Below are 26,710 nucleotides of genomic sequence, written 5' to 3' on the forward strand. Positions count from 1 at the left end.
TTGATCATGTACCTGCCGCGCGGAGGAACCGACGTTTGATCCTCTACGGGAAGTTTGCCTGATAGCTCGTCGCCATTAGCGAGACGTGAGCTTCGAGCGGCGGGCGTAGCTCGAACGCTCGCGGTTCTCGCGCGAAGTTCCATAGTCTCACAAGATGCCAATGCTCACGGCGCGCTTCGGCAACGGCGAGTTCGTTGCGCGTGATCTGGAAAGGTGTGCGTTCCCAGCCATTGGTCGTTTTCACCTCGACCAGACGGTTGCTGCCGTCGATCTCGAAGCTCTGAATGTCGAAACCGGCGCCGTCTCCATCCAGATGCGATACCCAGCGGATGCGCTCGGCGAGATCGGGGCGTCCGGCAGCGACGAGGCTGGCATGCTCGTGTTCCAACACTCGTTCCTCGCCGGCACGACCGAGGGCACGATTGCGGGCATCGCGCTCAGCGATGTCATACTTGCGGGCGATCGCCGTCATCTGTTCCAGCTCATCCGGAGGCGGCGCATTGCTCAGTGTCGGTGGCGGGCCGATCCACAGGGTTGTTCCCTCGCGTGCCAATGCCAGCCCGGCGCTTGCGGAGCGGCGCGAAATCGAAGCAAGCCATCCGGGATGACGATTGAGCCAGCGCACCACGGCATCGGTCAGTGAGGTCTGGATGTTGAATGCCGGCCTGTATCCGGGAATCCAGTCCTCCCCAAGGCCCTTCAACACTGCACTGATGTTGCGATGCTTGTACTCGATCGATCCGTGTGTCCGATCGATCGCGGTCTGAAGTATGCGGTTGTGCAGAGCCTTGTTGTAGGGGCGGCGGGCGACGTCGTCAGCCAGCATCGCAAAGTAATCCACGACGATTGCGTCGTTCTCGTCGTCGGTCCAGTCCTCCGCCATCGGGGGCGCTGTCTCAGTTTGAAATAGGACAGTCCAACATCACCCTCGCAAATAGGGCGCTGCCCTGATCGGGGACGTGAAGATAGTAGCCGCCACTCTCATCGATTCCAATTTGGGGATAGCAACCGGTGTCCTCGTCAATGCCTTCCCGGCACCACCGGGTGATTTCTGAGTAGGGATCGACTTCAGCTGGCAGACAGACCTTGATCATTGTTCGGCTTCTTTCTTGTAGGGATCGCGCACCGGATTTCGATGACTCCACGTCAATAAGGGGGTGGCGTTGAGACAGTGCCGCCATCAGCGCCGCTCGCGGGGAGATGCCGGATCATGTCAGCAACTGCGTTCGCACGTCCAGCCGGGACTCGCTTCAGGCAATCGCCGATCAATGGGCGGCGCCGTCGCCATTACCAGGCGCGCTCCTACCAATAACGTACCGGCCCCGTGTCGATATGGACGAAGCCCGAGCGCGGGTAGAAGCCGATACCGCCCATGTTGAGTGAACGCGCAACCTGCTGGACCTTGAACACCGGCACGCCGGGCATGCTGATATCCATCGCGTTGCCGTTCATGTGCTGACTGTCGCTGGCGACGCCGCGGCTGACGCTCGCCAGCCAGGCGTTGTGGGTGGGCGAACGAAACGCCGAGAGGACTTCTACGGGGCCGCTGAAGCCGACATGCATCTGGGTGTGCCACAGGACGTCGAACAGCAGCGGGTCCATTTCCGTCTCGCCGCCTTCACGCGAATCGCGCAGGAAGTGGTTGAGCTGGTTCAAGGCCTCGCGCTGGTAGGTGCCGCCGGACCAGTAGGTGACGGTAAGAGCCTCGCCGGAATTGACGTTCACCAGGCTCAGCGTGCGCGGGCTGGTGGTGTCGAGCGTCGGCGGCGGAGGAGGCGGGGCCATCACGAAGCCGCCGTAGCGGGCGGCGCGGACCTGGCTCTTTGCCGGCGCCTTCGCCGCCGGTCGGCTGGCCGAATGCGCCGTCGAAGCCTTTGCCGCGACCGGCTTGGCGACGACTTTCTTGGCGGGCGTCTCGGCACCGTTGCCACGCAAGGCGGCAGGCGGCTTCGGCACGCTGTGTTTGGTCTGGGCAAATCCCGTGCTGGCAAAAGCCAGGCACAGGCCGGCAGCAAAGCTCAGCATGAGGGGGGACATGCCAGCGTCCTAATGTTGTTGTATTTTTGCCACAGTATCGGAAATCGATTGTGCGGCAAGCGGAAAACGCCGTCGGCGGATCATGTTAGCGCAGCATTCTGATGTCCTGCGCAAAGCACAGGATCGGGCGTGACGGATGGTCTCCATGCCAGCACTGACTGCACTGTGGTTCTTGGTTCACTGACTTAAGTTATTGACATGTCTGACGGCGCGTTCTATTTTTGTTCCGTATCGCTACGGAAAGGACTCGCCGTGTCCTACGCCTTTCACCTGAACACATCGAAACCGGACTGGCGCGATCCGGACCTCAGCGTCCTCGACAGCCGCCGCAGTCCCGTGCCGTCCGCGCCACTGGCGCTGCTGCCGCAGCCGTGGCGCGATTGGATCGCCGAGACCGAGAAGGCAACCGGCGCGCCGGCCGATTATGTCGTGCAGTCGGTGCTCGCGGGTGTCGCGGCCGTGTGCGGGGCGGGCGTGCGGGTGCGCGTCACGCCGGCCTGGGACGAGCCGCTGATACTGTGGCAGGCGGTGGTGGGCGAGCCGTCGACCGGCAAGTCCGCGGCGCTGGCGCCCATGCGCCGGTTGCTGGACCTCGTCGAACAGGAGCGGCGCGCCGGCGACGAGGAGCGGCGCGCGGCGCAGACCAGACAAGGCGGTGGCAAGGACGGCGACGCCGCGCCGTTCGTGCCCTCGCAGGTTGTGGCGAGCGATGCCGATCCCGTGGCGCTCGTCGACATCGTCTCGGGCAACCCGCGCGGCGTCCTGCTGTGGCGCGACGGTCCGGCGGTCTGGATCGGCGCCGCGGACGATGACGAGGACGACAGCCATCGCACGACATGGCTCGCCGCCTGGGATTCAGGCGCCGTCACCGTGGCGCGTCCGCGCCAGCCGGCGCGATCGCTGCCGCGCTTTGCGGTCAGCATCCTCGAGACCATTCGTCCCGAGCGGCTGCAGGAGTCGCTGCGTTCCGGCGACGACAGCCTGGCCGCACGCTTTCTCTTTGCCTGGCCCGGCCCGCAGCCCTATCGCGCCCTCGCGGTGGTCGAGGGCGCGCGCGATGAGGAGATCCTGCATCGGCTGCGGGCTCTGTCGCGGCTGGCCGGGAGCGCCGACGATCCCTGCGTGCTCGCCGTCGACGATCGTGGGCGCGCGGCGCTCGACAAGGTTCTGGCGGCGCTGCATGCCGAGCGGCAGAACGTCGAGGGGCTGGAGGCGGCATGGATCGGCAAGAGCCGGTCGCTGATCGTGCGGCTGGCCGGCGTGCTGGAACTGCTGGCGACGATCGACGGCAAGGCCAAGCGGCCCGGCGCCATCGGCGCCGAGCAGGTCGAAGCCGTTGCGGCGCTGTGGCGCGACTACTACTGGCCGCACGCCAAGGCGGTGTTCGACAGCGCCGAGCTCTCGGACAATTCCAAGCGCGTGCTGCGTGTTGCGCGGTGGTTGGTGGCCAAGCGGCCGGCCGACGTCTCGCGCGAGGAGATTCGACGGCGCGCGCTGGGCCAGGCGGCGACGGCCGAGGAGACCGAGAGCGTGCTGCAGCGCCTGCACTATCTCGGCTACGTCCAGCCCGATCTCGCCCATCGCGACAAACCCGGGCGGCCGGCCAACCGTTGGCTGGTCAATCCGGCGCTGGCCGCACCTGAAAACCCGTAGCGGAAACAGCGGAAATGTCCGAAATGAAATTTTCTTACGCTCATGCTCTTCCGGACCGCGAGCCTCCGGCTCGCTCATGAATCATGAGCGAGCCGGAGGCTCGCGGTCCGGAAGAGGAAGACCATGAGGCAAGAGAAGACGAAAACTTTATAGGCGGCCTGGCCGGGGTCTAACGTTTCACCCTCTAACGTTTCGGCCGGCCAGCGCCATTTGAGGAGCGGCGGCAGCCTGTCCCTGTTGAACCGCACTCTCGTCGTCTCCAAGATGGCGCAGCTTTGGGGGGAGTCACCGAGTAGAAATGCGTAGCGTTGGGACCGGGCGGGAGTCCGGGCGACGGGTTGGCCTGTCGCAGGCAGCGGCCTGGGTGTCGCTGGTATTGATGTCTTCAACGGCCCTCACGGCCATCGCCCCACTGTCGCCCGCCTGGGCGGACGGCGGCAACGGCGGCGCCGGCTTCGGCGGCCCCGGCGGCGCGGGAGCCACCACCGCAGGGGGGACGGGCGGCAACGCCACCGCCGGTTCGGGCGGCGGCGGCGGCGGCGGCGGTTCGGGCGGTGGCAACGGCGGCGGGGGCGACGGCGGCAGCGCGGGCGGCGCCGGCGGAACATCCGGTAGCCTCGATGGCCAAGCCGGCGCCGTAGTTCCTTTCGGCGGCGGCGGCGGCGGTGGCGGCTTCCAGGCCCTCACCACGACCTCGCTGCAGAACGAGAGCGGCACGCTCCGGGGCGGCAATGGCGGCGCCGGCGGAAGGGGTTCCGGCGGCGGCGGCGGCGGCGGCGGCGGTGGTGCCGGCGGCGTCGGTGCGATCAGCTCGGGCAACACTCTCCAGGGCAACGCCGAGGGCGCGTCGATCATCGGCGGCAACGGCGGCGCCGGCGGCGCCGCGCCCGACGGCGCCGGCAGTCGTGGCGGCAGCGGCGGCGACGGCGGCACCGGCGTTCAGTTGAGCAACACCGGCTACATCTTCATCAATTCCGGGACCATACGCGGCGGCAACGGCGGCGCGGCCGGCGTGGGGACGAGCGGGAACGGCACGGCGGGCGCCGGCGGTACCGGCCTCGTCGTCGAAGGCATTTCAGTCGTCAACTTCGGCACGATCGAGGGCGGCCTCTCCGGCGACGGCGTGACGCGCGCCAACGCCATTACCTTCAACACCAACTTCGCGCACGTCCTGCAGATCGCCGGAACGTCCGTGATCGTCGGCAACGTCGTCGCCAACGGCGACGGCAGCAACACCAACACCCTGGACATGGCCGGCGCCGGCACGAACAGCTTCGACATGTCGAGCGTCGGCGCCGCCGCTCAGTACCGGGGCTTCAACCAGATCATGAAGAGCACCAGCAGCACCTGGGTGCTGTCCGGGACGACCACGGAGACCCTGAACTGGCGGATCGACGGCGGCGCGTTCGCCGTCGCGCAGGACGCGACGTTGGGCAGCGGCGCCGGCACGCTCACCTTCGGCACCGCCGGCGGCACCGGCGGCGGGCTGCGCTGGGATGCGTCCTTCAACACCAACCGCACCGTCACGCTCGACTCCGGCGGCGCCAACCTCAACACCAACGGCTTCGACGCCACGATGAGCGGGGCGATCGGCGGCGTCGGCCGCCTGAGGAAGACCGGCGGCGGCACGCTCACCCTGACGGGCGCCAACACCTACCAGGGCGGCACCGCCGCCAACGGCGGCACGATCTCCGTTTCGGCCGACGCCAATCTCGGCGCTGCATCCGGCAACATCGGCTTCAACGGCGGCACGCTGCAGACAACGGCGAGCTTCGGCACGTTGCGCAGCGTGGTGCTCAACGGCGCCGGCACGTTCGAGACGGTGGCCGGCACCACGCTCACCCTCGGCGGCACCATCAGCAACACCGGATCGCTCACCAAGACCGGCGACGGCACGTTGATCGTGACGGTGAACAACACGTACACCGGCACCACGACGATCTCGGGCGGCACGCTGCAGGTCGGCAACGGCGGCACCACCGGCACGCTGGGCAGCGGCGCGGTGACCAACAACGCGCAGCTCACCTTCAACCGCAGCGACGATTTCACGGTCGCCAACACCATCGGCGGAACCGGCGCGGTGACCAAGCTGGGCGCCGGCACCATGACGCTGACCGGCACCAACTCCTACTCGGGCGGCACGACGGTGGCGGCCGGCACGCTGCAGGGGACGACGACGAGCCTGCAGGGCGCCATCACCAACAACGCCGCCGTGACCTTCGACCAGGCAACCAACGGCACCTACGCCGGCAATATGTCCGGCTCGGGCACCGTCACGGTGCAGGGCGGCGGCACGGTGACGTTCAGCGGGACCAACAGCTACGGCGGCGGCACCACGGTGTCGGGCGTCGGCACGACGCTGGCCGGCACGACGACCAGCCTGCAGGGCAACATCGCCAACAACGCCAATGTCCGCTTCGATCAGGCGGGCAACGGCACCTACACCGGCACCATGTCGGGCACGGGCGCGCTCACGGTGCAGGGCGGCGGCACCGTGACGCTGACCGGCACCAACAGCTACGGCGGCGGCACCACGATCACGGGCGGCAGCACGGTGTCGGTGTCGAGCAACGCCAATCTCGGCAATGCCGCCGGCACGCTCTCCCTCGACAGCGGCAGGCTGCAGGCGACGGCGAGCTTCGCCACGTCGCGCGCCACGACGCTCAATGCCGGCGGCGGCACCTTCGACACGGCAACCGGCACCACGCTCACCCACAGCGGCGCCATCGGCGGCAGCGGCGGCCTGACCAAGACCGGCGACGGCACGCTCACTCTCACGGGCAACAATACCTACGCCGGCGGCACCTTGATCAGCGGCGGCACCCTGCAGATCGGCGACGGCGCTACCGGCGGCTCGCTCGGCAGCGGCACGGTGACCAACAACGGCCGGCTTTCGTTCAACTACAACGGCAGCCTCATCGTCGCCAACGACATCGGAGGCACTGGTTCGCTCACGCGGCAGAGCGCGGCGTTCGCCTCGCTCGTGCTCACCGGGAACAATACCTATTCCGGCTCCACCACGATCTCGAGCGGTGCCATTCAGGTGGGCGGCGGCGGCACGTCCGGCAGCCTGGGCACCGGCGCGGTGATCAACAACGGCGCGCTGCTTTTCGTTCGCAGTGACGACATCGTCGTCGGCAACACCATGACCGGCTCGGGCGAGCTCATCATTGCGGGAAGCGGCAGCGTGACGCTGACTGGCGCCGCAGGCTTTGCCGGCACTGTCAAAGTGCAAAACGCAGGGACGCTCGTCGTTAATTCCAACGAGGCGCTGGGAACGGGCGCCATCCAGATGGAGCGCGGTACCTTGCTGGCGATCAGCAACATCACGCTCTCCAATGCCCTGTCGATAGGTCCACCGTTTTCCTTCGGGTACTCCGGTACGATCGCCGCTGCGACCGGAACGACGCTCTTGCTGACGTCGAGCTCGTTGGCGGCGGGAGGCGCTTTCTCAGGGATCAGGTTCGGCACCGGTACGAATGCCGGTACCGTCGTCCTGGCGCCCACGGGAGCGGTGAGTGCCGACGACAGCAACGTGACAGTCGCCGGCGGCAGATTGCAGCTTGGAAACGCCAACAGCGCAAACCTCTTCACCACCAGTACGACGACCGTCGGCACTGGAGCGGTGCTGGACCTGAATGGCTTCAACGTCACCATTGGCGACCTGCGAGGAGCCGGCACGGTGTCGACGGGCAACGTGGCGGGCCAGTTGCTCACGGTGCAGCAAGGGCAGTTCAGCGGCTCCATCACGGGTGCCGGCGGCCTGGTCAAGACCGGCGCCGGACTGCTGTCGCTCAACGGCGCCAACAGCTACTCGGGCGCCACGACGGTGAACGGCGGTGCGCTGGCGGCGGGGGCGGCCAATGCCTTCTCGTCGGCGAGCGCCTTCAACGTTGGGCCGGCAGGCACGCTGGTGGTGGGAAGCTTCGACCAGACGATCGGCTCGCTGGCGGGCGAAGGTGCGGTGGAGCTGGGCGCGGCGCTGACGGCGGGAGTCAACAACGCCAGCACGAGCTACGCCGGGGTGCTGTCGGGCACCGGCAGCTTCAACAAGGCCGGCACCGGCACGATGCTCCTGACGGGGGCCAATACCTACAGCGGCGGTACGACGGTATCGGGCGGCACTCTGCAGCTCGGGGCGGGCGCCTCGCTGGCCTCAGGTGGCGCGCTCGCGATCAACGGCGGTGTCTTCGACAACGGCGGCAATGCTGTCTCGGTCGGCGCTCTCTCGGGTAGCGGCGGCGGCATCCTGCTGAACGGCGGCAGCCTTGCGACCAGCAGCGCGGCCAGCACGACGTTGGCTGCCAACATCAGCGGCAGCGGCGCCTTCACCAAGGCCGGCGCCGGCACGCTGATCCTGGCGGGCATCAACAGTTACACCGGCGGCACGACCGTCTCGGGCGGCGTACTCCAAGGCAACAGCGCGAGCTTGCAGGGCAACATCCTCAACAATGCGTCGGTCGTATTCAACCAGACCGGCGGCGGCACCTATGCCGGCGCGATGTCGGGCGCCGGCGGCATGACCCTGCAGGGCGGCGGCGTGCTCGGCATGACCGGGACCAGCACCTACACCGGGCCGACGACCGTCAACGCCAGCACGCTGGTCGTGAACGGCTCGCTCGCGAGCAGCGTGACGCTGAACAATGGCGGCGTGCTGGGCGGCAGCGGCACGATCGGCGGCGTGGTCTCCAACGGCGCCACCATTGCCCCGGGCAATTCGATCGGCACGCTGAACGTCAACGGCACCTTCACCCAGAACGGCGGCACCTACGTCGTCGAGGCCAACGCCGCGGGCCAGAGCGACAGGGTGAACGTCACGGGCACCGCCACTCTAAACGGCGGCACGGTGCAGGTGGCGGCCGCCAGCGGCAGCTACGCCAACAGCACGACCTACACCATCCTCAACGCCACCGGCGGCGTGAGCGGGACCTACGACGGTGTGAGCAGCAACTTCGCCTTCCTGACGCCGTCGCTTGCCTACAACGCCAACAACGTGTTCCTGACCCTGGCCCTGCAAGGCAGCACGCCGTTCTCCGGCTTCGGCGGCAACACGGGGAACCAGCGGGCCGTTGGACAGGCGCTCGACCAGAGCTACGCCGGCGCCACCGGCGACTTCGCCACGGTGATCGGCGCGCTCGCCGGAGCGAGCACGGCGCAGGCCGGGCCGGCGCTGAACGCCATCAGCGGCCAGCCCTATGCCGACTTCGGCTCGTTCAACGTCGCCAACAACGCCCTGTTCATGAATGCGCTTGGCCAGCAGATGGCGCTGGCGCGCGGCGGTCGCGGCTCGGGCCAGCGCCAGGCGCTTGCCGAGGCCTGCGATGTCGCGGCCTGCGACGGCTCGAGCCCGTTCAGCGTGTGGGGCAGCGCCCTGGGCGGCGTCGGTTCGGTGCAGGGCAACGGCAACGCCTCGACATTCACCTACAATGTCGGCGGTACCGGCGCCGGCATCGACTATCGCGTCATGCCGAGCCTGCTTCTGGGCCTCGGCGCCGGCTTCACCAGCGGTACCCAGTGGGCCGACAGCTTCCAGGGCAGGGGCTGGGCCAACACGGTGAGCGTCGCGGCCTATGCCAGCTTCACGGAGTCGGCGTTCTACCTCGATGCGCTGGCGGGTTACGCCTACTCGAACAACCAGCTGCAGCGGCAGATCTCCATTCCCAACCTGCAGCCGCGCACGGCCAACGGCTCGACGGGGGCCAACCAGTTCCTCGGCCAGGTCGAGACGGGCTACGCTTTCGACATCTACGCGCCGGCCAACGCGAGGCTGACGCCGTTCGCGCGCTTCCAGGCGTCGAGCGTCAACCAGGCGGCATTCCAGGAATGGGGCGCCAGCTCGCTCAGCCTGAACGTGGCGCAGCAGACGACGACGTCGCTGCGCACGACCCTGGGCGCGGATCTCGCGGCGGCGATCGGCACCGTGGATCTCGGGCTGCGGCTGGGCTGGCTGCACGAATACGCCGACACGGCGCGGCCGATGACGGCAGCCTTCGCCGGCGCGCCCGCGGCGAGCTTCACGGTCTACGGCGCCACGCCGCAGCGCGACGCCGCGGTGATCGGTTTCCAGGCCGGCGCCAGGATCGCCGACACCGCCACGATCTTCCTGCGCTACGACGGCGACATCGGATCGGGCACCGACAACCACGCCCTCAATGTCGGCCTGAGGCTTTCCTGGTAGCCCGGGCTTGCCCTCGATGAGCACTTAAGTTATTATTCAGTGATGACTTTCTGTCATCCTGAGCGTAGCGAAGGATCTCATCGTCGGACCGTACAAAGCGCATTCCGGCGAATGGCGATGAGATCTTTCGCTACGCTCAGGATGACGAAAGAGCGCCGCTAGCGATGGCCGCGCTTGCTCTCCGCATCCAGGCGCCGCAGCTCGCGGCGCATGATCTTGCCGGTCGTGGTGAGCGGCAGCTCGGCCACGAACTCGACCTCGCGCGGATATTCGTGGGCGGCGAGGCGGGTCTTCACGAAATTGGCGAGGTCGGCCTTGAGCGAGTCGGTGCCGACGATCTCGGGCCGCAGCTGCACGAAGGCCTTCACGATCTCGGTGCGCACCTTGTCGGGCACACCGACCACGCCGACCATGGCGACGGCGGGATGGCGCATCAGGCATTCCTCGATCTCGCCCGGGCCGATGCGGTAGCCGCCCGAGGTGATGACGTCGTCGTCGCGGCTCTTGAAGAAGACGTAGCCGTCCTCGTCGATGCGCCCGAGATCGCCGGTCAGCAGCCAGTCGCCGGCGAACTTCTTCGCCGTCGCCTCGGGATTGCGCCAGTACTCCAGCATGACGATGGGATCGTGCCTGAAGCCCGCGATCTGGCCTTCCTCGCCGGGTGGCAGCAGCCTGCCGTCATTGTCGACGATCGCGACCTTGCGGCCGGGGCAGGCGCGGCCGCACGAACCCGGCCGCACCTCGAACCACTCGGGCGAGTTCAGCAGCATCAAGTTCATCTCGGTCTGGCCGTAGCCCTCCGAGATGGTCGTGCCGAAGGTGTCGCGGCCCCAGTCGAGCAGCTCCTCGCCCATCGCCTCGCCGCCCGTGCTTACAGCGCGCAGGTCGTACGACCAGCGGTCCTGCGGCTTGTGGACCTGGCGCATCATCTTGAGCGCCGTCGGCGGGATGAAGGCGACGCCGACGCGATGGCGGTCGAGGAGGGCGAAGGCGCGTTCGGGATCGAACTTGGCAAAACGATGCGCCACCACCGGCGTGCCGTAGAACCAGGCCGGGAAGAGGGCGTCGAACAGGCCGGCGATCCACGCCCATTCGGCCGGCGTCCACATCACCTCGTTGCCCTGCGGCCAGTGGCTGAGCCATTGCTCGACCGGCGGGATCGAGCCCAGCAGCACGCGATGGGCGTGCAACGCGCCCTTGGGCTGGCCGGTCGTGCCCGAGGTGTAGATCAGCAGCGCGGGATCCTCGGCCAAGGTGTCGACCGTGGCGAAGCTGTCGGACGCCGCACCCAGCAGGCGGTCCCAGTCGAGGAAGGCGCTGCCGTTGGCGCCGGCGCCGATCGCGATGACGGTCTTGAGATGCGGCAGGCGATCGCGCACGGCCAGCACCTTGGGCAGCTGGCTCATGTCGGTGATCACGGCCGAGGCCTCGGCGTTGGCCAAGCGATACTCCAGCGCTTCCTCGCCGAACAGCGTGAACAGCGGCAGCACCACGGCGCCCATGCGGTAAGTGGCGATATGGCTGATCGTGAGCTCGGCGCCCTGGCTCAGGAACACGCCGACTCGGTCGCCCTTGCCGATGCCCTTGGCGGCCAGCGCGTTGGCAAGCCGCGAGCTTGCCGCGAGCAGATGTCCGAAGGTCCAGTTGCGAACCGACCCGTCAGCAGCCTCGACAATGAGTGCCAGCGCCTCGCGGGGATGTCGTTCACAGACGGCGCGGCCCATGTTGAATCGTTCGGGCCTGGGCCAGCGGAACTGGCGCATCGCCTCGTCATACGGAACGCCGCGCGGGATCATGTCAGTGATTTACGCGGTTGATGACCCGGCCCGCCAGCAATTCCTGCAGCGTCGGCTCCCAGATGTCGTCGGGCGGCGTGGCGAGTACGCGATCGACGAAGGGCGCGGCGAGCCTGGCGGTGTAGAGCAGGAAGCGCCGCAGGTCGCGGTTGGTCTCGAACAAGTCGTTGTCGCTGAGGCCGGGAAAGCTGCCGCGGTGGAAGCCGAGCCGCCCGCCCGGCGAAATGCTGCGCTCGACTCCGCCCAGGAAGGCAAAGGTGCAGGCCGAGGCGCATTCGTCGTCGACACGCGTGGCGAGCTTGCGGTCGTGGAACAGGTCGTAGAGCTCGAAGCCGACGGACAGGCGTCCGCCGGGGCCCGCCAGCACGACGGTGCGAACGTCGGGATTCTGGTCCAACGCCCGGCGCACCAGCTCCTCGCCGCCCAGACCATACGACCCCTCGACGTAGAGCGTGCGGCCGTCGGCGCTGACCCGCACGGCAAGCTGATTGAGGGCCGTGTCGCCGGAATAGATGTTCCACAATTCCATCAGCGCGGGCACGGCGCGATCGGCCAGCAGGGCGCCGACAGCGATGATCGCGGCAGCCGCGGCCCCGGATGTCGCGGCGAACGCCGCGCGGCCAGCGACGCGCCGCGCCGCGATGGTCAGCAGGCCGAGCTGATGGACGGCGAAAGCCGACGCGGCGGCGCACAGCAGCGCGGGGATGACGATGTGCGGGAGCCTGACGTCGTCGCTGGTGAACACCGCGGCCGAGATGCTGCCGAACCCGATCAACAGGGCCACGGCGGCCCAGGTGCCGCGGAAGTAAAGCGTCTGCGGCAGCGAGGCCGTGCCGTCGCGCCACAGCGGCACGCCGAGATCTTCGAGATAGTCGCCGGCCCGCTGCAGGGGACCGTTGCGGACGCGCTTGCGGCCGCCTGCGAAACCCGGCCAGCGAAGCTCGCCGAGATTCATCGCCCGGGCTGCGGCGGCGGCGTGAGCGAGCAAGGCGCGGCGCTGGCGATTGTCGCCGACAAGATGCTCGACGCTGATGTGATCGCGCATCTGCCTGAGGTCGATGACGGCAACCGGTTGGCCGGTTGCGCCGTCGATCACGAACACGGCGCGGTCGTCCGACTCCGTGGGGATAATCGTGGGCGAAAGCGAGGCGATGGCGGTGGCATCGGCACTCGTGGCACGGCGGGGGCGGGGTGTTCCCATGGGCGGACGCGCGGTATGCTGCGGTACTTTTCGCGGAGCGTCTAGGAATGTCCCCCGACGATCATGCCTTTGCACCCATTGCAGGGGCCAAGAAGATTGAATCCGGTGTCACCATCGTGCCGTCGGTCTGTCCACACGATTGCACCAGCACCTGCGCGCTCGATGTCGAGCGGCTGGACGCCAGGCGCATCGGGCGGGTGCGCGGCTCGATGCGCAACGACTACACCGCCGGGGTGATCTGCGAGAAGGTCGCGCGCTACGCCGAGCGCATCCACCATCCCGACCGGTTGATGAAGCCCTTGCGCCGGGTGGGGCCGAAGGGTTCCAGGCAGTTCGCCGAGATCTCGTGGAAAGACGCGCTCGATATCGTTGCCGAGCAGTTCATCGCCAAGGCGCGCCAGCACGGCAGCGAGACGGTGTGGCCCTACTACTATGCCGGCACGATGGGGCTGGTGCAGCGCGACGGCATCAACCGGCTGCGCAACGAGATGAAGTACTCGCGCTACTTTTCGACGATCTGCGTGACGCTGTCGGACACCGGCTGGATCGCCGGTGTCGGCGCCAAGCGCGGCGCAGACGTGCGCGAGGTCGACGAGTATTCGGACCTGGTCGTGATCTGGGGCGGCAATCCGGTGAACACCCAGGTCAACGTCATGACACACGCCATGAAGGCCAAGAAGCGCGGGGCCAAGCTGGTCGTGGTCGATCCCTACCGCACCGGCACGGCCGACCAGGCCGACATCCATCTCGCCGTGCGTCCCGGCACCGACGGCGCGCTGGCCGTGGCGGTCATGCATGTCCTGTTCAAGGAGGGCTATGCCGACTGGGACTATATGCGCCGCTACACCGATGCGCCGGATGAGCTGGCCGCGCACGTGGCGACGCGCACGCCGGAATGGGCGGCCGGCATCACCGGCCTGTCGGTCGAGGAGATCGTCTCGTTCGCGCGGCTCTATGGGCAGACCAAGGCGTCATTCATCCGCTGCCATCACGGGTTCAGCCGCAGCCGCAATGGCGCAGCCAACATGCATGCCGTGACCTCCCTGCCGGCGGTGACGGGGGCGTGGAAATACAAGGGCGGCGGCGCGCTCTACGGCCACACCGGCATGTACCCGATCAAGAAGACGCTGATCGAGGGGCTCGACATGGTCGACACCTCGCTGCGCGAGCTCGACCAGTCGCGCCTGGGGCCGATCCTGACCGGCGACCGCGAGGCCTTGAAGAACGGCCCGCCGGTGACGGCACTGCTGATCCAGAACACCAACCCGGCGATGGTCTGTCCCGAGCTCGAGCTGGTGCACAAGGGTTTTAGCCGCGAGGACCTGTTCACCTGCGTGCACGAGCAGTTTTTGACCGAGACGGCGGCCTTCGCCGACATCGTGCTGCCGGCGACCATGTTCCTCGAGCACGACGATTTCTATACCGCGAGCGGCCACACCTTCTTCCAGGTCACCAAGGCCGTGATCGAGCCGCCGGGCGAGTGCCGCGAGAACCACTATGTGATCAGCGAACTGGCCAAGCGGCTCGGCGCCAAGCATCGCGGCTTCGACATGACGCCGTGGGAGATCATGGACGAATCGCTGCGCGAGTCGGGCATGTGGGATGCCGAGACCAACTGGAGGAAGGGCGGGCAGGACTTCCATCTCGGCTTCGAGACCTCGCACTTCCTCGACGGCTTCGCCTGGCCCGACAAGAAGTTCCGCTTCAAGCCCGACTGGGCGGCCTACGGCCCGCGCGGCAAGGAGATGCCGAGCCTGCCGGATCATTTCGACGTCATCGACAATCCGACGCCGGACAAGCCCTTCCGCATGGTCGCCGCACCCGCGCGCACCTTCCTCAACTCGACCTTCACCGAGACGCCGAGCAGCCAGAAGCGCGAGGTGCGGCCGACGGTGATGATGAATCCCGAGGAGTGCGTCGCGCTGGGCTTCGCCGACGGCGAGCGGCTCGAGATCGGCAACGATCGCGGCAAGACCATCGTGCATTGCAAGCCGCGGGCGGGCCAGCAGAAGGGGGTCGTCGTCGTCGAGGGCATCTGGCCCAACCGAAATTTTGAGACCGGCATGGGGATCAATGCATTGACCTCGGCCGATCCCGGCTGGCCCAATGGCGGTGCGGTGTTCCACGACACCGCGGTCTGGATACGGAAGGCGCCATGACCAACCTTTCCCGTTGACCGATCATGAGTGAAGGCTTCCACCCCGCTCCCAATCCGAGCGTCGCCCAGGCCCAGGCGGCACCCGTCCCCGACCGCGCGCATGTGTTGGTGATCGGCAACGAGAAGGGCGGCTCGGGCAAGTCGACGACGGCGCTGCACATCGCCGTGACCCTGCTGAACCAAGGGCTGAAGGTCGCCACGCTCGACCTCGATGCGCGCCAGGGCACGCTCGGCCGCTACGTCGAGAACCGCGCGGCCTACGCCAAGCGCAAGGGCGTCGAACTGCCGATGCCGGTCCATGCCGCGGTGCCGCTCTCGACCTTGTCCGATCGCAACGAAGCGCAGGCCGACGAGCGCACTCGCCTGGAAGCGGCGCTGGAGCAGGTGATCGACAATGTCGACTTCGTCGTCATCGACACGCCGGGCAGCGACACTTATCTCTCGCGGCTGGCCCATACCTGGGCCGACACGCTGCTGACGCCGCTCAACGACAGCTTCATCGATCTCGACCTTCTGGCGCGCATCGATCCCGATACGCTGAAGATCGTGCGGCCGTCGATCTATGCCGAGGCGGTGTGGAAGCAGCGCCAGCTGCGCGCGGTCCAGGGCGGCCGGCCGGTCGACTGGGTGGTGATGCGCAATCGCCTGTCGTCGCTCGCCGCGCGCAACAAGCGCGACATGAGCACCGTCATCGAGGCGCTGGCCAAGCGCATCGGTTTTCGCGTCGCCGCCGGCCTGAGCGAGCGCGTGATCTACAAGGAGCTGTTCCTGAACGGCCTGACCTTGCTCGACCTCAAGCGCGGCGGCGCCAAAGGAGGAAGTGGGGGCCCGTCACTGACCTTGAGCCATGTCGCGGCGCGCCAGGAAGTGCGCGATCTCGTATCCGCGCTCAATCTGCCGCGACGAGATGCGGACGCACCATCGGCTGAGCCCGCGACAGAAGCAGCCACGCCAGACCCGCAAGCTGCAGGATGAAGAGCGCGCCGAACGCCCAGCTGTAGCCGTCGGGTGAGTAGCCGGTCGCGGTGCGCGGCCACTGATCGACGATCTTCCCGATCGCCCACTGGCCCGCGAAGATCACCGAGAAGACCACGAGATTGCTCGACGTGCTGACACGGCCGGCATAGTGCGCCGGGAACGACGCGACCATCAGCGGCATGTACTGGATGGGGCAGGCGCCGAGGAAGCCGAACGCGATCCATGCCGTGGCCGGATGGAAGGACGGCACGAAGGCGATCCAGCCGCAGACGATGGCGAACAGGATGCTCATCAGGCCGGCCGAGGCGAAGTTGCTGACGCCGACCCTGTGCAGGCCGTTGGCGATCACGCCGCTCATGGCGAAGCCCAGGGTCGTGGCCGCCGCGGTGTAGAGCTGGATGTCGGCGCGCATCTCCTTGTCGGTGAAGCCGCCGACGTCGCGCAGCCACGGCCCGATCCACAGCGAGATGCAGCCGATGAAGGCGAGCTGCTGGATGGCCAGCAGCGGCTGGATGCGCCAGTAGAAGCCGTCGGTCAGTACCGTGCCGGTGATGCGGAACTGCTCGGCGAGCGTGCCCGCCGCGCGCGGTCCGGCGCGTTCGGGGACGACGATGAACAGGATCGCCGAGGTGGCGAGGCAGAAGCCGGCCAGCCAGAAGAACAGGCCCTGCCAGCTCACGACCGACAGCGACCATTCGACGGGCAAGGTCGCGGCCATCGAGCCGAGCCCGCCCGCCATCATGTGGAAGCCCGTGATCAGGCCCCAGCGCTGCGGCGGATACCACAGCGTGATCGCCTTGATCGCGGCCATCAGGCCGCCGGCGAAGCCCAGCCCGATCAGCACGCGCGCCACGATCAGCTCGCCGAGCGAGAGGCTCAAGCCGAACAGCGCCGAGCCGGCGGCGGCCATCGCCAGCAGCACGACCTGCACACGGCGCGGCCCGTAGCGGTCGAGCATGACGCCCAGCACCGGCTGGCAGCCGGCGAAGAACAGGAAGAAGGCGGAGGTGAGGAGTCCGAGGTCGCCCGCGGTGATGCCGATGTCGCGCTCGAGGTACGGGAAGATCACTGCGTTCACGCCGCGGAAGATGTATGAAAGGAAGTAGGCCAGCGCGAACGGCAGGAAGACCCGCAGGAACAGCGTGGCGAAAGTCGGGGCGTTTCCGGTCATTACTTGTTTGTTTGATTTTGTTTGGTTAGTTGCGCCTCATCTTAAGCAGTTCGCGGGTGATACGCCCAGCTACGATCTCCATGCCGCGTTCCGTCCAGTGACCGTCCGTCAGGCGGTACGTGTCCGGCACGCCGGCGAGATCGTCGCGCAGGTCGAAGAAGGGCACGGCCGTCTGGCGCAGCTTCACGGCCAGGCGCCGATGGCGGGCATCGGCGCTGAGCGAGGTGCTGAAATACTTGGGCCACAGGCGCCAGAAATCGACATAGCGCGGATCGCCTGTCCCGACCGGGATCAGGGCGACGGCGAGCTGCACGCCGTTCTCCTTGGCCAGGCGATCGGCGGCGACCAGCCAGCTCAGCGTCTCGTCGACCATGTCCGTGCCGTAGAGGCGGTCGGCCTCCTCGGCATCGCGCGGCATCTTCCAGGTGCCGGTCTCCCAGTCGATCATGCCGGACAGCAGCCAGCCGGCGAGCAGCTCGCGGTTGGGCTCAGGCCTGTCGAACGCCGTCCAGAACCGGCCGTCGCCGCGCGACAGGATCTCGCGGATCGTCGCCTCGCTCAGCCGGGGATAGTAGTTCTGCCTGAGGTGCCGCGCGATCCGATCGAGCCGTTGGTCCGCCGGCAGATCGACCCATTCGTTGAGCCGGGCGAATTCGCCGTCGATGAACTTGTTGTTGCGGCCGAACTCCGAAAGGCCGAGCCGGTTGACGGCGAGCCAGGTCGTGCGCGGCGCCGGGCCGGCGAGCAGCGAGGGCAGCGGCAGCTCGGCGATCGGCGGCCGCATCCAGCCGCCGAACGGCGTCGAGACGAAATCATTGCCGGCATAAAAGGCCAGCACGATGGCGTCGGGCTTCAACGCCAGCGCCACGTTCTTGATGCGATAGTAGTAGTGGCGCGGTCCCGTCGCCGAGATGCCGAAATTGATCGCCTCCGTGTCGGTCTGGCCGGCCGCGGCCAAGCGCTGCTCGACGAAGGCCGACAGCGGCGCGCGCAGGAAGTTGCCTTCCAGGAAGCTGTCGCCCACCAGGATGGACCTGAAGCGCACGTCCGCCGGGCGCTCGAACGACCGTTGCCGGTCGCGCAACGCCCAGTCGTTGTAGGTCACCTGGGGCGTCGAGCTGACCTCGATCGGCCGCATGTCGCGCGCCGGCCACGACGGCACGATGAACGAGGCGATCGCCTCGCTGCCGGCGAGCGCCGCGCTCAGCAGCAGGAGAATGTAGAGGGGCCAGAAGAAGCGGTGTGCTTTCACGGCGTCCCTATGATGCGGTCAGCAGCCTTTGCCCTTGGTGCGGCAGAGCTCGTCGAGCATCGGCAGGAGCGGCGGGATCATGCCCTTGGCGAAGATGATCTCAGCTTTGCCGTTGGGATGCGGATCGGGCACCGTCACCCACAGGCTCGCCGGATTCTCGTTCTCGACGGTGGGCAGCAGGTCGACGAACGGCACGCCATCCTCCTCGACGACGGCGCGCACCTTGGCGGTGATGTCGGCGAAGGGATAGGGCTTCAGCTCGCGCAGCTCGGGGATGTTGAAGACGATGAGCTTGGCGCCGAGCTCGCGGGCCGTCGTGGCGAAGCCGCCGAGCGATTTCTCGGTCTGCAGCCAGCCCGCCGCCTTGGGTTCGTAGAGGTCGCGGTAGTAGCGCTTCCAGTCGGGCGCCTCGCCGAACTGGCGGAACAGGTTGTCGAACCGGTAGCCCGCGACCACCCAGGCCGCCGAATGGTTGGTGAGCCAGTCGGCGTCGGAATCGGTATAGGACGGCATCGGCTCGGCATCGTTGATGAAGTAGGCGAGCACGATGATGTCGGGCTTGAGCGGCGCGCCGACCTCGCGGAACAACGTCAGCTCCTGCAGGGTGTTGTAGTTGCCGACGCCGAGATTGAAGCCGTCGACCTTGCGGCCGGCCTTGACCAGGCCCTCGATCACCTGGTGCGCGAACGTCTCCTTCTCGGCGACGCCCCAGCCCATGGTGATCGAATCGCCGACGAAGGCGATGCGGGCGGTGCCGTCGGCCGCCTTGCCGGCGATCTCCGGTCCACGCAGCCCGCGGCTGTCGGTCCGCACGTCGACATTCATGAGCTTGGCTTGGGCATTGGGCCGATGGCGATGCCCGAGGTCGGGCTGCGTGTCGCGCATCTTGACCTCGCGCGCATACTTCCACATTTCGAGTTCGTACAGCATGCCGTCGTCGAGCACGAGGCGCGTCAGGCCCTCCACCGCCAATAAACACAGAATCGACGCAACGAGGATCAGCAGCAGATTTAGCGCGGCTTTCATTGGACCGGGTGGGGCAGTTTCTGAGGTCGAAATCTCGAGGGGCTGATTTTGCGCCGGTCGTAATAGCGTGTCCGCAGGTGGGCGTCACCGCGCCAAAATTACCCGGCGCGCTCACAACCATTTGACAAGGGCCGCCGTCTTTCCTTGCATGTCGCGGTGGCCAGGAAATCGGAAGTAGGACCGACCAAGGGCACGGCGGCCTCTTCGTCCGCGGTGGACGCCTTCACGCGGGAAGTGGCCAGCCTGCCGCCCAGGACCGCGGGCAGCGGCCGTGGCCGGCTGCTGTTCGCCATGGACGCAACGGCGAGCCGCGAGCCGACCTGGGACGTCGCCTCGACGCAGCAGGGCGAGATGTTCGTCGCCGCGAGCGAGATCGGCGGCATCGACGTCCGCCTGGCCTTCTATCGCGGCTTCGACGAGTTCAAGGTCAGCCGCTGGACGTCGGACGGACGCGAGCTGGCGCGCCTGATGGGCGCGGTGCGCTGCCTCGCCGGCCGCACCCAGATCGCCCGGGTACTGCGCTACGCCGCCGAGCAGCGGCGCGAGGGCCGCCTCGATGCCGTGGTGTTCGTCGGCGACTGCTGCGAGGAGGATGTCGACGAGGTCGGCCACGAGGCGGGCCAGCTCGGCCTGCTCGGCCTGCCGGTGTTCGTCTTCCAGGAAGGCGATGACCGCGTGGCCTCGCGCCTGTTCCCGCAGATCGCCAAGCTGACGCGCGGCGCCTATTGCAAGTTCGACCGTTCGAGCCCGGAGCAGCTCAGGCGGCTGCTCGGCGCGGTGGCGGCCTACGCCGCCGGCGGCCGCGCCGCCTTGCTGAAGTACGGCAAGGAGCAGGGCGGCGCCGCGGCCTTGCTGACCAACCAGATGAAGTGACGCGTCAGGCGACGAGGGCGTCCATCAGGCGCGCCGCCCAGCGCCCGGGCAGGACCTGTCCGAACCACACCAGGCCCTTGGTGCCGATGGGGAAGGCGATGCGGGCATGATTGCGCTCGAGGCCGCGCCGGATGATCGACGAGGCGCGCGCTGAGGTCATCAGGAACGGCATGGGAAAAGGCGCGTCCGCGGTCAGGCGGGTGGTTACGAAGCCGGGGCAGATCACGCTGACGCCGATGCCGCTCTTCTTCAGCACGTAGCGGATGCTCTCGCCCCACACCCGCGCCGCGGCCTTGCTGGCATTGTACGAGGCCGAGTAGGGCAGGCCGATGAAGCTTGCGAGCGAGGCCACGATGCCGATCTGGCCGCGCCCGCGGGCCATCAGTCGCGGCAGCAGAGGCTCGACCGTATTCAGCACGCCGCCGAAATTGACGTCGAGCGTCTGGCGGATGACCGAGAAGTCGTCGAGCGAGGAATTGTCCTTGTCGATCGAGATGCCGGCATTGGCGATCAGGAGATCGACGGGATGGGCGTCGTCGAAGGCGGTGAGCCAGGCGGCAAAACGCTCGCGATCGACCACATCGATGGCGCCGGCGACCACGGTTGCGCCTTTCGCCCGACAGGCGGCGGCCACCGCCTCGACCCGGTCGGCGTCGCGGCCGGTCAGCGCCAGCGCCACGCCGGGCGCGGCATAGTCGAGCGCCAAGGCCTCGCCGATGCCGCTCGATGCACCGGTGATGACAATGCTTGAGAAACTTTTCATGGGATAACCTTCGGGCGGAGCGCGTTGTACGCGCCTGGGGCCGATACTAGAGTGCCTCGCCGCGAGGCGGCCAGTGGAGCGGATGTCGGAGTGGATTTTTGATTGCAAGCATGACCGGATACGCCCGGGCGCAAGGATCGGATGAACGACGGCGCTGGGTCTGGGAGGCGCGCAGCGTCAACGGCCGCAACCTCGAGATCCGCTGCCGCGTGCCGCAGGGCTTCGACCGGCTGGAAAATCCCGCCCGCGCCGCCATCGGCACCCGCATGAAGCGCGGCAACGTCTCGCTCACCCTCACCATCGCCAGCGAGCAGCAGAGCAAGCCGCTGCGCATCAATCGCGCCCTGCTGGCCGAGCTGGCGGGCCTGGTCGAGGAGGTCCGCAAGGGCACCGGCGCAGCCGCGCCGACCGCCGACGGACTGTTGCGCGTGCGCGGCGTCATCGAGGAAGAGGACGGCGCGGAGGAGAACGAGGAGGCGATGGCGGCTCTCGACCGCGCGCTGTCGGGCACGCTCGACGAGGTGCTGAAGGCGCTGGTCGCGGCCCGCGCCGCCGAAGGTCGCGCGCTCTCCGCCGTGATCGACCGCCACATCGGCGAGATCGAGGAGTTGTGCAAGCGCGCCGCCGATCGCGCCTCGGCCCAGATCGGCACGGTGCGCGCCCGCTTCGAGTCCCAGCTCGCCGAGCTGCTGGAACGCGCGCCGTCGCTGTCCGAGGAGCGTTTCGCCCAGGAGGTGGCGCTGCTGGTCGGCAAGGCCGACGTGCGCGAGGAACTCGACCGGCTCGCCGCCCATATCGCCCAGGCACACACGCTGCTGGCCGACGCCCGCCCCGACAATCCAGTCGGCCGCAAGTTCGATTTCCTCTGCCAGGAGTTCAATCGCGAGGCCAACACGCTCTGCTCGAAGTCGGCCGACATCGAGCTGACGCGCATCGGCATCGATCTGAAGGGCGCCATCGAGCGCCTTCGGGAGCAGGTCCAGAATGTCGAATGACAACGGCACGTCGGCGATCCAGCGGCGTGGTCTGATGCTCGTCCTGTCGTCGCCGTCGGGCGCCGGCAAGACGACGCTGTCGCGCCAGCTCCTGGACAACGACAATCAGATCCAGCTCAGCGTCTCCTGCACGACGCGCCAGAAGCGGCCCGGCGAACGCGACGGGGTCGACTATCGCTTCGTCGACACGTCGACCTTCCGTGGCATGATCGAGCGCAAGGAGTTCCTCGAATACGCCGAGGTGTTCGGCAACTACTACGGCACGCCCAGGGCGCCGGTCGACGAGGCGCTGGCCGCCGGCCGCGACGTGCTGTTCGACATCGATTGGCAGGGCACGCAGCAACTGCGCGACAAGGGCCGCGCCGACCTGGTGACGGTCTTCATCCTGCCGCCGTCGACGCGCGATCTCGAGAAGCGCCTGCTGACGCGCGCCCAGGATCCCAAGGAGATCGTGGCCCAGCGCATGGCCAAGGCCGCCGACGAGATGAGCCACTGGCCCGAGTACGACTACGTCCTGGTCAACAGCGACATCGCCACGAGCCTGTCGAACTTGAAGGCGATCCTGACGTCCGAGCGGCTGAAGCGCGAACGTCAGGTCGGCATGTCGGGCTTCGTCAAAGCGCTGCGCGAGGGGCGGTGATCGGCTTGCCGATGCCGGTCTGGCCCTGCGAGCGCAGCACCAGCTGCGAGGGCGCGTAGGGCCGGCCGGAGAACTCGGCGATCAGGCGATCGCTTGCCGTCTCGATGGTCTCCTCCAGGCGGCGCATGAAGGTCTGCTTGTCCAGCCCGGTCTCGATCGCCGGCAGGAACTCGATGGCGCAGCTTCCCGCCTTCTTGCGCCAGTCGCGGCGGTTCCACAGCAGGCCGAGCGAGGTCGCGACCGGCGTCACCGGCAGGTTGAGGTCGCGATAGAGATAGTAGATGCCCGAGCGATAGCGCTCGCGCTCGCCCGGCGCCATCAGGTTGCCTTCGGGGTAGATCGCGATGTGCCGGCCGCTGTCGTAGGCGCGCTTGGCGAAGCGGGCGAGGTTCTCGCGCTCCTTGCCGCCGCCGCAGGTGTCGACGCGGATCATTTGCACGCGATAGAGGATGGCGCCGATCACCGGCATGCGGAACAGCTCCTGCATCGCCACGAAGGTGATGTCGGGGATCACGGCGGCGAGGACGATGCCGTCGCATTCGGCGTGATGCTTGTTGGCGAGCAGGGCGGGGCCGCGCGCAGGGATGTTGGCGCGACCGCGGATCTCGACCTTCATGCCGCCGATCCAGCGCATGCCCCAGACCACGGCGCGCGCCCACCAGTGCAGCAGGCTGCGCAGCACGACCGGCGTGGGGATCGGCACCAGCACGATCCCGACCAGCGCAGTCAGCAGGGTGAAGACGTAGAGGAAGACGTTGAAGGGCAGGGAGCGGATCATGGCGTCACTATAAATGAGTGAGTGCTCACTTGTCAAGAGCTTCGGCAAGCCTCACGAAATCGGCCACGGACAATTCCTCAGCCCGGGCGGTCGGGCGAAGGCCCAGCCCCTCCAGGACGTCCACGGGACGGCTGAAGACGCTGCCCAACGAGCTGCGCAGCATCTTCCGGCGCTGGCCGAAGGCTGCCGCGGTGACCCTCTCCAAGGGGCGCAAATCGGCCAACCGGCCCTCGGGCCTGGGCCGCAGCCGCACCACCGAGGAAACGACCTTGGGCGGCGGCACGAAGGCCGAGGGCGCCACGTCGAACAGGCGCTGCACCGTGCAGACATGCTGGGCGAGGACGGAGAGGCGGCCGTAATCCTTGCTGCGCGGCGCCGCCGCCAGCCGGTCGCCGACCTCCTTCTGGAACATCAGCACCATGTCGGCGATCTGGTCGGCCTGGTGCAGCCAGCCGACCAGCAGCGCCGTCGACACGTTGTAGGGGAGGTTGGCAACGATCCGCCGAGGCGCCGGCCCGAGCGTCGCGACATCGATCTTCAGGGCATCGCCTTCGACGAGGTCGAGCCGACCATCGGCGGCCGTCTGCAGCTCCTTCAGGGCAGCGATGGCTCGCGAATCGATCTCGACGGCGACGACACGCCCCGCGCCTTCGAGCAGCAGGGCCCGCGTCAGGCCACCGGGGCCGGGACCGACCTCGACCACCAGCCCCTGATCGAGAGGGGCGGCGGCACGGGCGATGCGTCGGGTGAGGTTGAGGTCGAGAAGGAAGTGCTGGCCCAGCCGCTTGCGCGCATCGAGGCCGTGGGCGGCGATGACCTCGCGCAACGGCGGCAGAGCGGCAAGGCCGTCCACGGCGGCCGGCCGGTCAGGTCCGGCGGCGGCGGGCCATGTCGTCGGCCATGCGCAGCCCGGCGATCAGGCTCGTCGGATCGGCCCGGCCGGTGCCGACGATGTCGAGCGCGGTCCCGTGGTCCGGCGAGGTCCGCACGAACGGCAGGCCGAGCGTGACGTTGACGCCGCCGGCGAAGTCCACCGTCTTGATCGGGATCAGCGCCTGGTCGTGATACATGCAGAGCACCGCGTCGTAGCCGGCGCGTGCCCCGGCATGAAACAGGGTGTCGGCGGGGGCGGGTCCGTGCGCATCGATGCCGTCGCGCTTCAGCGCCTCGATTGCAGGCGAAATGACCCGGCTCTCCTCGTCGCCCATCGAACCTTGCTCCCCGGCATGGGGGTTCAGAGCCGCCACGGCGAGCCGCGGGCGCTCGATGCCGAACAGGGACTTCAATCCTGCTGCTGCCAAGCGGCCGGCACGCACAATCTTTACAGTGTCTAGGACGCGAACCGCCTCGGCCAGCGACAGGTGGATAGTGACGGGCACGACGCGCAGTTCCGGGCAGGCGAGCATCATGGCGACGTCGACGCCGCCCGCCAGCTCGGCGAGATACTCGGTGTGGCCGGGATGGCGGAAACCGGCATCCTGCAGGGTCTTCTTCTGGATGGGATTGGTCACCAAGCCGGCGATCTCGCCCGCGAGCGCCAGCTCGACGGCGCGCTCGATGGCCTCCAGGGTGGCCGGCGCGTTCGCGGGGTCGGGCTGGCCCGCCTTTACCGGTGCGCGCAGGCGCACCGGCAGCACCGGCAGCGCCGTAGCGAACACACGCTCGGCTTCGGCGGGGCGATCGAGCTCGCGCACCGGCACGTCGAGGCCGAGCCTGCCGGCGAGAGCGGCCAGCCGCGAGGCGTCGTCGAGCACAAAGAACGGCCGGTCGCCTTGGCGGCGCATCGACCAGGCTTTCAGGCTGAGTTCACCGCCGATTCCGGCCGGCTCGCCCATGGTGACGGCGAGCGGCGCGGTAGCGGTCATGGCTGCTTGACGTCGATCGTGGCCTGGCGCCGCAGGTCGCGCATGTAGCGACGTCCTGCCGCTTCGAGCTTCTGCAGCAGGATCTGCTGGGAGATCGCGTCGCGAGTCGGCAGTCCGTCGGTGCCGACCTTGCCGCACAGCGCCACGACCTGCAGTCCCTCGGCAACCCGGAACGGGCCGGCAGTCCCGCCGACATTCAGCTTGGGGATCTGCTCGAACATCTGCTGGTTGGCCTGCAGGTCGCCGACCCGCACGCCGCTGAGGTCACCGGAGGTGGCACCCTTGAGCTCGCGCGCCCGGGAGTGCAGGTCGCTGCAGGTGCGCAGGCCGGTCATCGCCTTCTGGGCATCGGCGGTCGCCTTGGCGACCTCATTGTCCGACGCATTCACCGGCAGCGGCAGGGTCATCTGCGTCAGGTTGAGGCGCACGTCGTCCGGCCGCGCCGACGCGAAGGGGCGGCGATCGATGACGTAGAGGATGTGCCAGCCGGCCGTGCTGCGGACGGGCTCGGAATACTGCCGGACCTGCAGCCTCTCGACGGTGGCGTCGAGCGTGGGATCGAGCGAGCCGGGCAGGACCCAGCCAAGCTCGCCGCCCGCCGAGGCGGTCGCGCCCTGCGAGAACTGCTGGGCGACCGCCCCGAACGGCGCGCCGCGCTTCAGCTGCTCGGCTATGCGGTCGGCCGACCGCTTGGAGTCGTCCGCCTGGTCGGCCCGGTCGACCGGCACGAAGATCTCGGCAACGCGCGATTCGGTCTTGCCGACATTCGTGCGTGCGCGGCTCAGCGCATCGTCGATCTCGGCCTCCGAGACGTCGACCTGCGGGCGCACCTTGCGGCGGATGATCTTGGTCCAGGCGATCTGCGCCTCGATCTGCTGCACGGCGATGTCGAAGGCGACACCGGTGCTCTGGATGTACTGCTTGAACGCCCCGCGCGACATGCCGGCGGCGCGCTCGATATCGCTGAAGCGCTGCTGCATCTCGCCGTCGGTGGCCTTCAGGCCGAGCCGCTTGGCGTCCTGGATCTGTAGGCGCTCGTCGATCATCTGGCGCAGTATCTGTGCGGCCATGCGCTGGCGCAGGTCCGGGCTGTCCTGCAGTCCGGTGGTGCGGATGGCGAACAGCACGCGCTGCTGGAGGTCGAAATCAGTGATGGCGTCGTCGTTGACACGCGCCAGCACGCGCAGGCCCTGGGCCGAAGCCAATGCCGGAAGCAGAGTGATGACGACGACGAGAAAGGTGCGGAGGAACAGCGCTGACATTGCACCGACAGTTTGACAGAGGGGCCGACATTATATTCCGCGGCAGTTGCGCTGCAACGGACGGCCAATGCCTTAGTCGTGGAC

At 68.0% G+C, this 26,710-nt stretch carries 19 protein-coding genes; 7 read left to right on the forward strand and 12 right to left on the reverse strand.

The window, feature by feature from the left end:
- Positions 1-43: 43 nt before the first annotated feature.
- Both RSO01_RS05640 and RSO01_RS05645 read right to left on the reverse strand, forming a co-directional pair.
- Positions 44-883, reverse strand: a complete 840-nt coding sequence (locus RSO01_RS05640) for a protein NO VEIN domain-containing protein (RefSeq protein ID WP_147147056.1) — start codon at positions 881-883, stop codon at positions 44-46.
- A gap of 419 nt (positions 884-1,302) precedes the next feature.
- Complete coding sequence (locus tag RSO01_RS05645; protein WP_147147057.1) at positions 1,303-2,037, reverse strand: peptidoglycan L,D-endopeptidase MepK; 735 nt, start codon at positions 2,035-2,037, stop codon at positions 1,303-1,305.
- Between the two features lie 252 nt (positions 2,038-2,289).
- On the opposite strand from RSO01_RS05645, the gene RSO01_RS05650 reads away from it, so the two are divergent.
- A complete protein-coding gene (locus RSO01_RS05650; RefSeq protein WP_170302861.1) occupies positions 2,290-3,690 on the forward strand; it encodes a DUF3987 domain-containing protein in 1,401 nt (466 codons plus the stop codon).
- Between the two features lie 379 nt (positions 3,691-4,069).
- Positions 4,070-9,868 (forward strand): autotransporter-associated beta strand repeat-containing protein, encoded by a 5,799-nt coding sequence (locus RSO01_RS05660; RefSeq protein WP_170302862.1) that lies wholly within the window; start codon positions 4,070-4,072, stop codon positions 9,866-9,868.
- Between the two features lie 158 nt (positions 9,869-10,026).
- Here the strand turns inward: RSO01_RS05660 and RSO01_RS05665 are convergent, their stop codons facing one another.
- Positions 10,027-11,664, reverse strand: a complete 1,638-nt coding sequence (locus RSO01_RS05665) for an AMP-binding protein (protein WP_147147060.1) — start codon at positions 11,662-11,664, stop codon at positions 10,027-10,029.
- 1 nt (position 11,665) lies between these two features.
- Complete coding sequence (locus RSO01_RS05670) at positions 11,666-12,865, reverse strand: COG3904 family protein (protein WP_147147061.1); 1,200 nt, start codon at positions 12,863-12,865, stop codon at positions 11,666-11,668.
- A 47-nt stretch (positions 12,866-12,912) separates the two neighbouring features.
- Here RSO01_RS05670 and RSO01_RS05675 point away from each other — a divergent pair, with 47 nt between their 5' ends.
- A complete protein-coding gene (locus tag RSO01_RS05675; RefSeq protein WP_147147062.1) occupies positions 12,913-15,024 on the forward strand; it encodes a molybdopterin-containing oxidoreductase family protein in 2,112 nt (703 codons plus the stop codon).
- 23 nt (positions 15,025-15,047) lie between these two features.
- Positions 15,048-15,998 carry a division plane positioning ATPase MipZ gene (locus RSO01_RS05680; protein ID WP_147147063.1) on the forward strand — a complete coding sequence of 317 codons (951 nt, stop codon included), beginning with the start codon at positions 15,048-15,050 and terminating at the stop codon, positions 15,996-15,998.
- On the opposite strand, the gene RSO01_RS05685 is transcribed toward RSO01_RS05680, so the two are convergent.
- Genes RSO01_RS05685 through RSO01_RS05695 form a run of 3 tightly spaced genes read right to left on the reverse strand, consistent with a single transcriptional unit; the run spans position 15,913 to position 19,450 of the window.
- On the reverse strand, positions 15,913-17,172 hold the full coding sequence (locus tag RSO01_RS05685) for an MFS transporter (RefSeq protein WP_147147065.1): 1,260 nt from the start codon (positions 17,170-17,172) through the stop codon (positions 15,913-15,915). The genes RSO01_RS05680 and RSO01_RS05685 overlap by 86 nt on opposite strands.
- Before the next feature lie 25 nt (positions 17,173-17,197).
- Positions 17,198-18,424 (reverse strand): SGNH/GDSL hydrolase family protein, encoded by a 1,227-nt coding sequence (locus RSO01_RS05690; protein WP_147147067.1) that lies wholly within the window; start codon positions 18,422-18,424, stop codon positions 17,198-17,200.
- An 18-nt stretch (positions 18,425-18,442) separates the two neighbouring features.
- On the reverse strand, positions 18,443-19,450 hold the full coding sequence (locus tag RSO01_RS05695; RefSeq protein ID WP_147147069.1) for an SGNH/GDSL hydrolase family protein: 1,008 nt from the start codon (positions 19,448-19,450) through the stop codon (positions 18,443-18,445).
- A gap of 156 nt (positions 19,451-19,606) precedes the next feature.
- On the opposite strand from RSO01_RS05695, the gene RSO01_RS05700 reads away from it, so the two are divergent.
- Positions 19,607-20,323 carry a vWA domain-containing protein gene (locus RSO01_RS05700; RefSeq protein ID WP_147147071.1) on the forward strand — a complete coding sequence of 239 codons (717 nt, stop codon included), beginning with the start codon at positions 19,607-19,609 and terminating at the stop codon, positions 20,321-20,323.
- Positions 20,324-20,327: 4 nt separating this feature from the next.
- Here the strand turns inward: RSO01_RS05700 and RSO01_RS05705 are convergent, their stop codons facing one another.
- Positions 20,328-21,086 carry an SDR family NAD(P)-dependent oxidoreductase gene (locus tag RSO01_RS05705; protein ID WP_147147073.1) on the reverse strand — a complete coding sequence of 253 codons (759 nt, stop codon included), beginning with the start codon at positions 21,084-21,086 and terminating at the stop codon, positions 20,328-20,330.
- A gap of 110 nt (positions 21,087-21,196) precedes the next feature.
- Here RSO01_RS05705 and RSO01_RS05710 point away from each other — a divergent pair, with 110 nt between their 5' ends.
- Positions 21,197-22,081, forward strand: coding sequence for a YicC/YloC family endoribonuclease (locus tag RSO01_RS05710; RefSeq protein ID WP_147147075.1), 885 nt, complete (start codon positions 21,197-21,199; stop codon positions 22,079-22,081).
- On the forward strand, positions 22,071-22,721 hold the full coding sequence (gene gmk / locus RSO01_RS05715) for a guanylate kinase (protein WP_147147077.1): 651 nt from the start codon (positions 22,071-22,073) through the stop codon (positions 22,719-22,721). Before RSO01_RS05710 ends, gmk begins: the two co-directional genes overlap by 11 nt.
- On the opposite strand, the gene RSO01_RS05720 is transcribed toward gmk, so the two are convergent.
- The 4 genes from RSO01_RS05720 to RSO01_RS05735 are packed head-to-tail and all read right to left on the reverse strand — an operon-like array spanning position 22,696 to position 26,626.
- On the reverse strand, positions 22,696-23,499 hold the full coding sequence (locus RSO01_RS05720; RefSeq protein WP_147147079.1) for a lysophospholipid acyltransferase family protein: 804 nt from the start codon (positions 23,497-23,499) through the stop codon (positions 22,696-22,698). The genes gmk and RSO01_RS05720 overlap by 26 nt on opposite strands.
- A 25-nt stretch (positions 23,500-23,524) precedes the next feature.
- Positions 23,525-24,352: a 16S rRNA (adenine(1518)-N(6)/adenine(1519)-N(6))-dimethyltransferase RsmA gene (gene rsmA / locus RSO01_RS05725; protein WP_147147081.1), complete on the reverse strand. Its 828-nt coding sequence runs from the start codon at positions 24,350-24,352 to the stop codon at positions 23,525-23,527.
- Positions 24,353-24,365: 13 nt separating this feature from the next.
- The gene (gene pdxA, locus RSO01_RS05730; protein WP_147147083.1) at positions 24,366-25,364 is read right to left on the reverse strand and encodes a 4-hydroxythreonine-4-phosphate dehydrogenase PdxA; all 999 of its coding nucleotides are present in this window, start codon (positions 25,362-25,364) and stop codon (positions 24,366-24,368) included.
- On the reverse strand, positions 25,361-26,626 hold the full coding sequence (locus RSO01_RS05735) for a peptidylprolyl isomerase (RefSeq protein WP_147147085.1): 1,266 nt from the start codon (positions 26,624-26,626) through the stop codon (positions 25,361-25,363). Before RSO01_RS05735 ends, pdxA begins: the two co-directional genes overlap by 4 nt.
- Positions 26,627-26,710 lie beyond the last annotated feature (84 nt).

This window comes from Reyranella soli (genome assembly GCF_007992495.1).
GTDB lineage: Bacteria > Pseudomonadota > Alphaproteobacteria > Reyranellales > Reyranellaceae > Reyranella > Reyranella soli.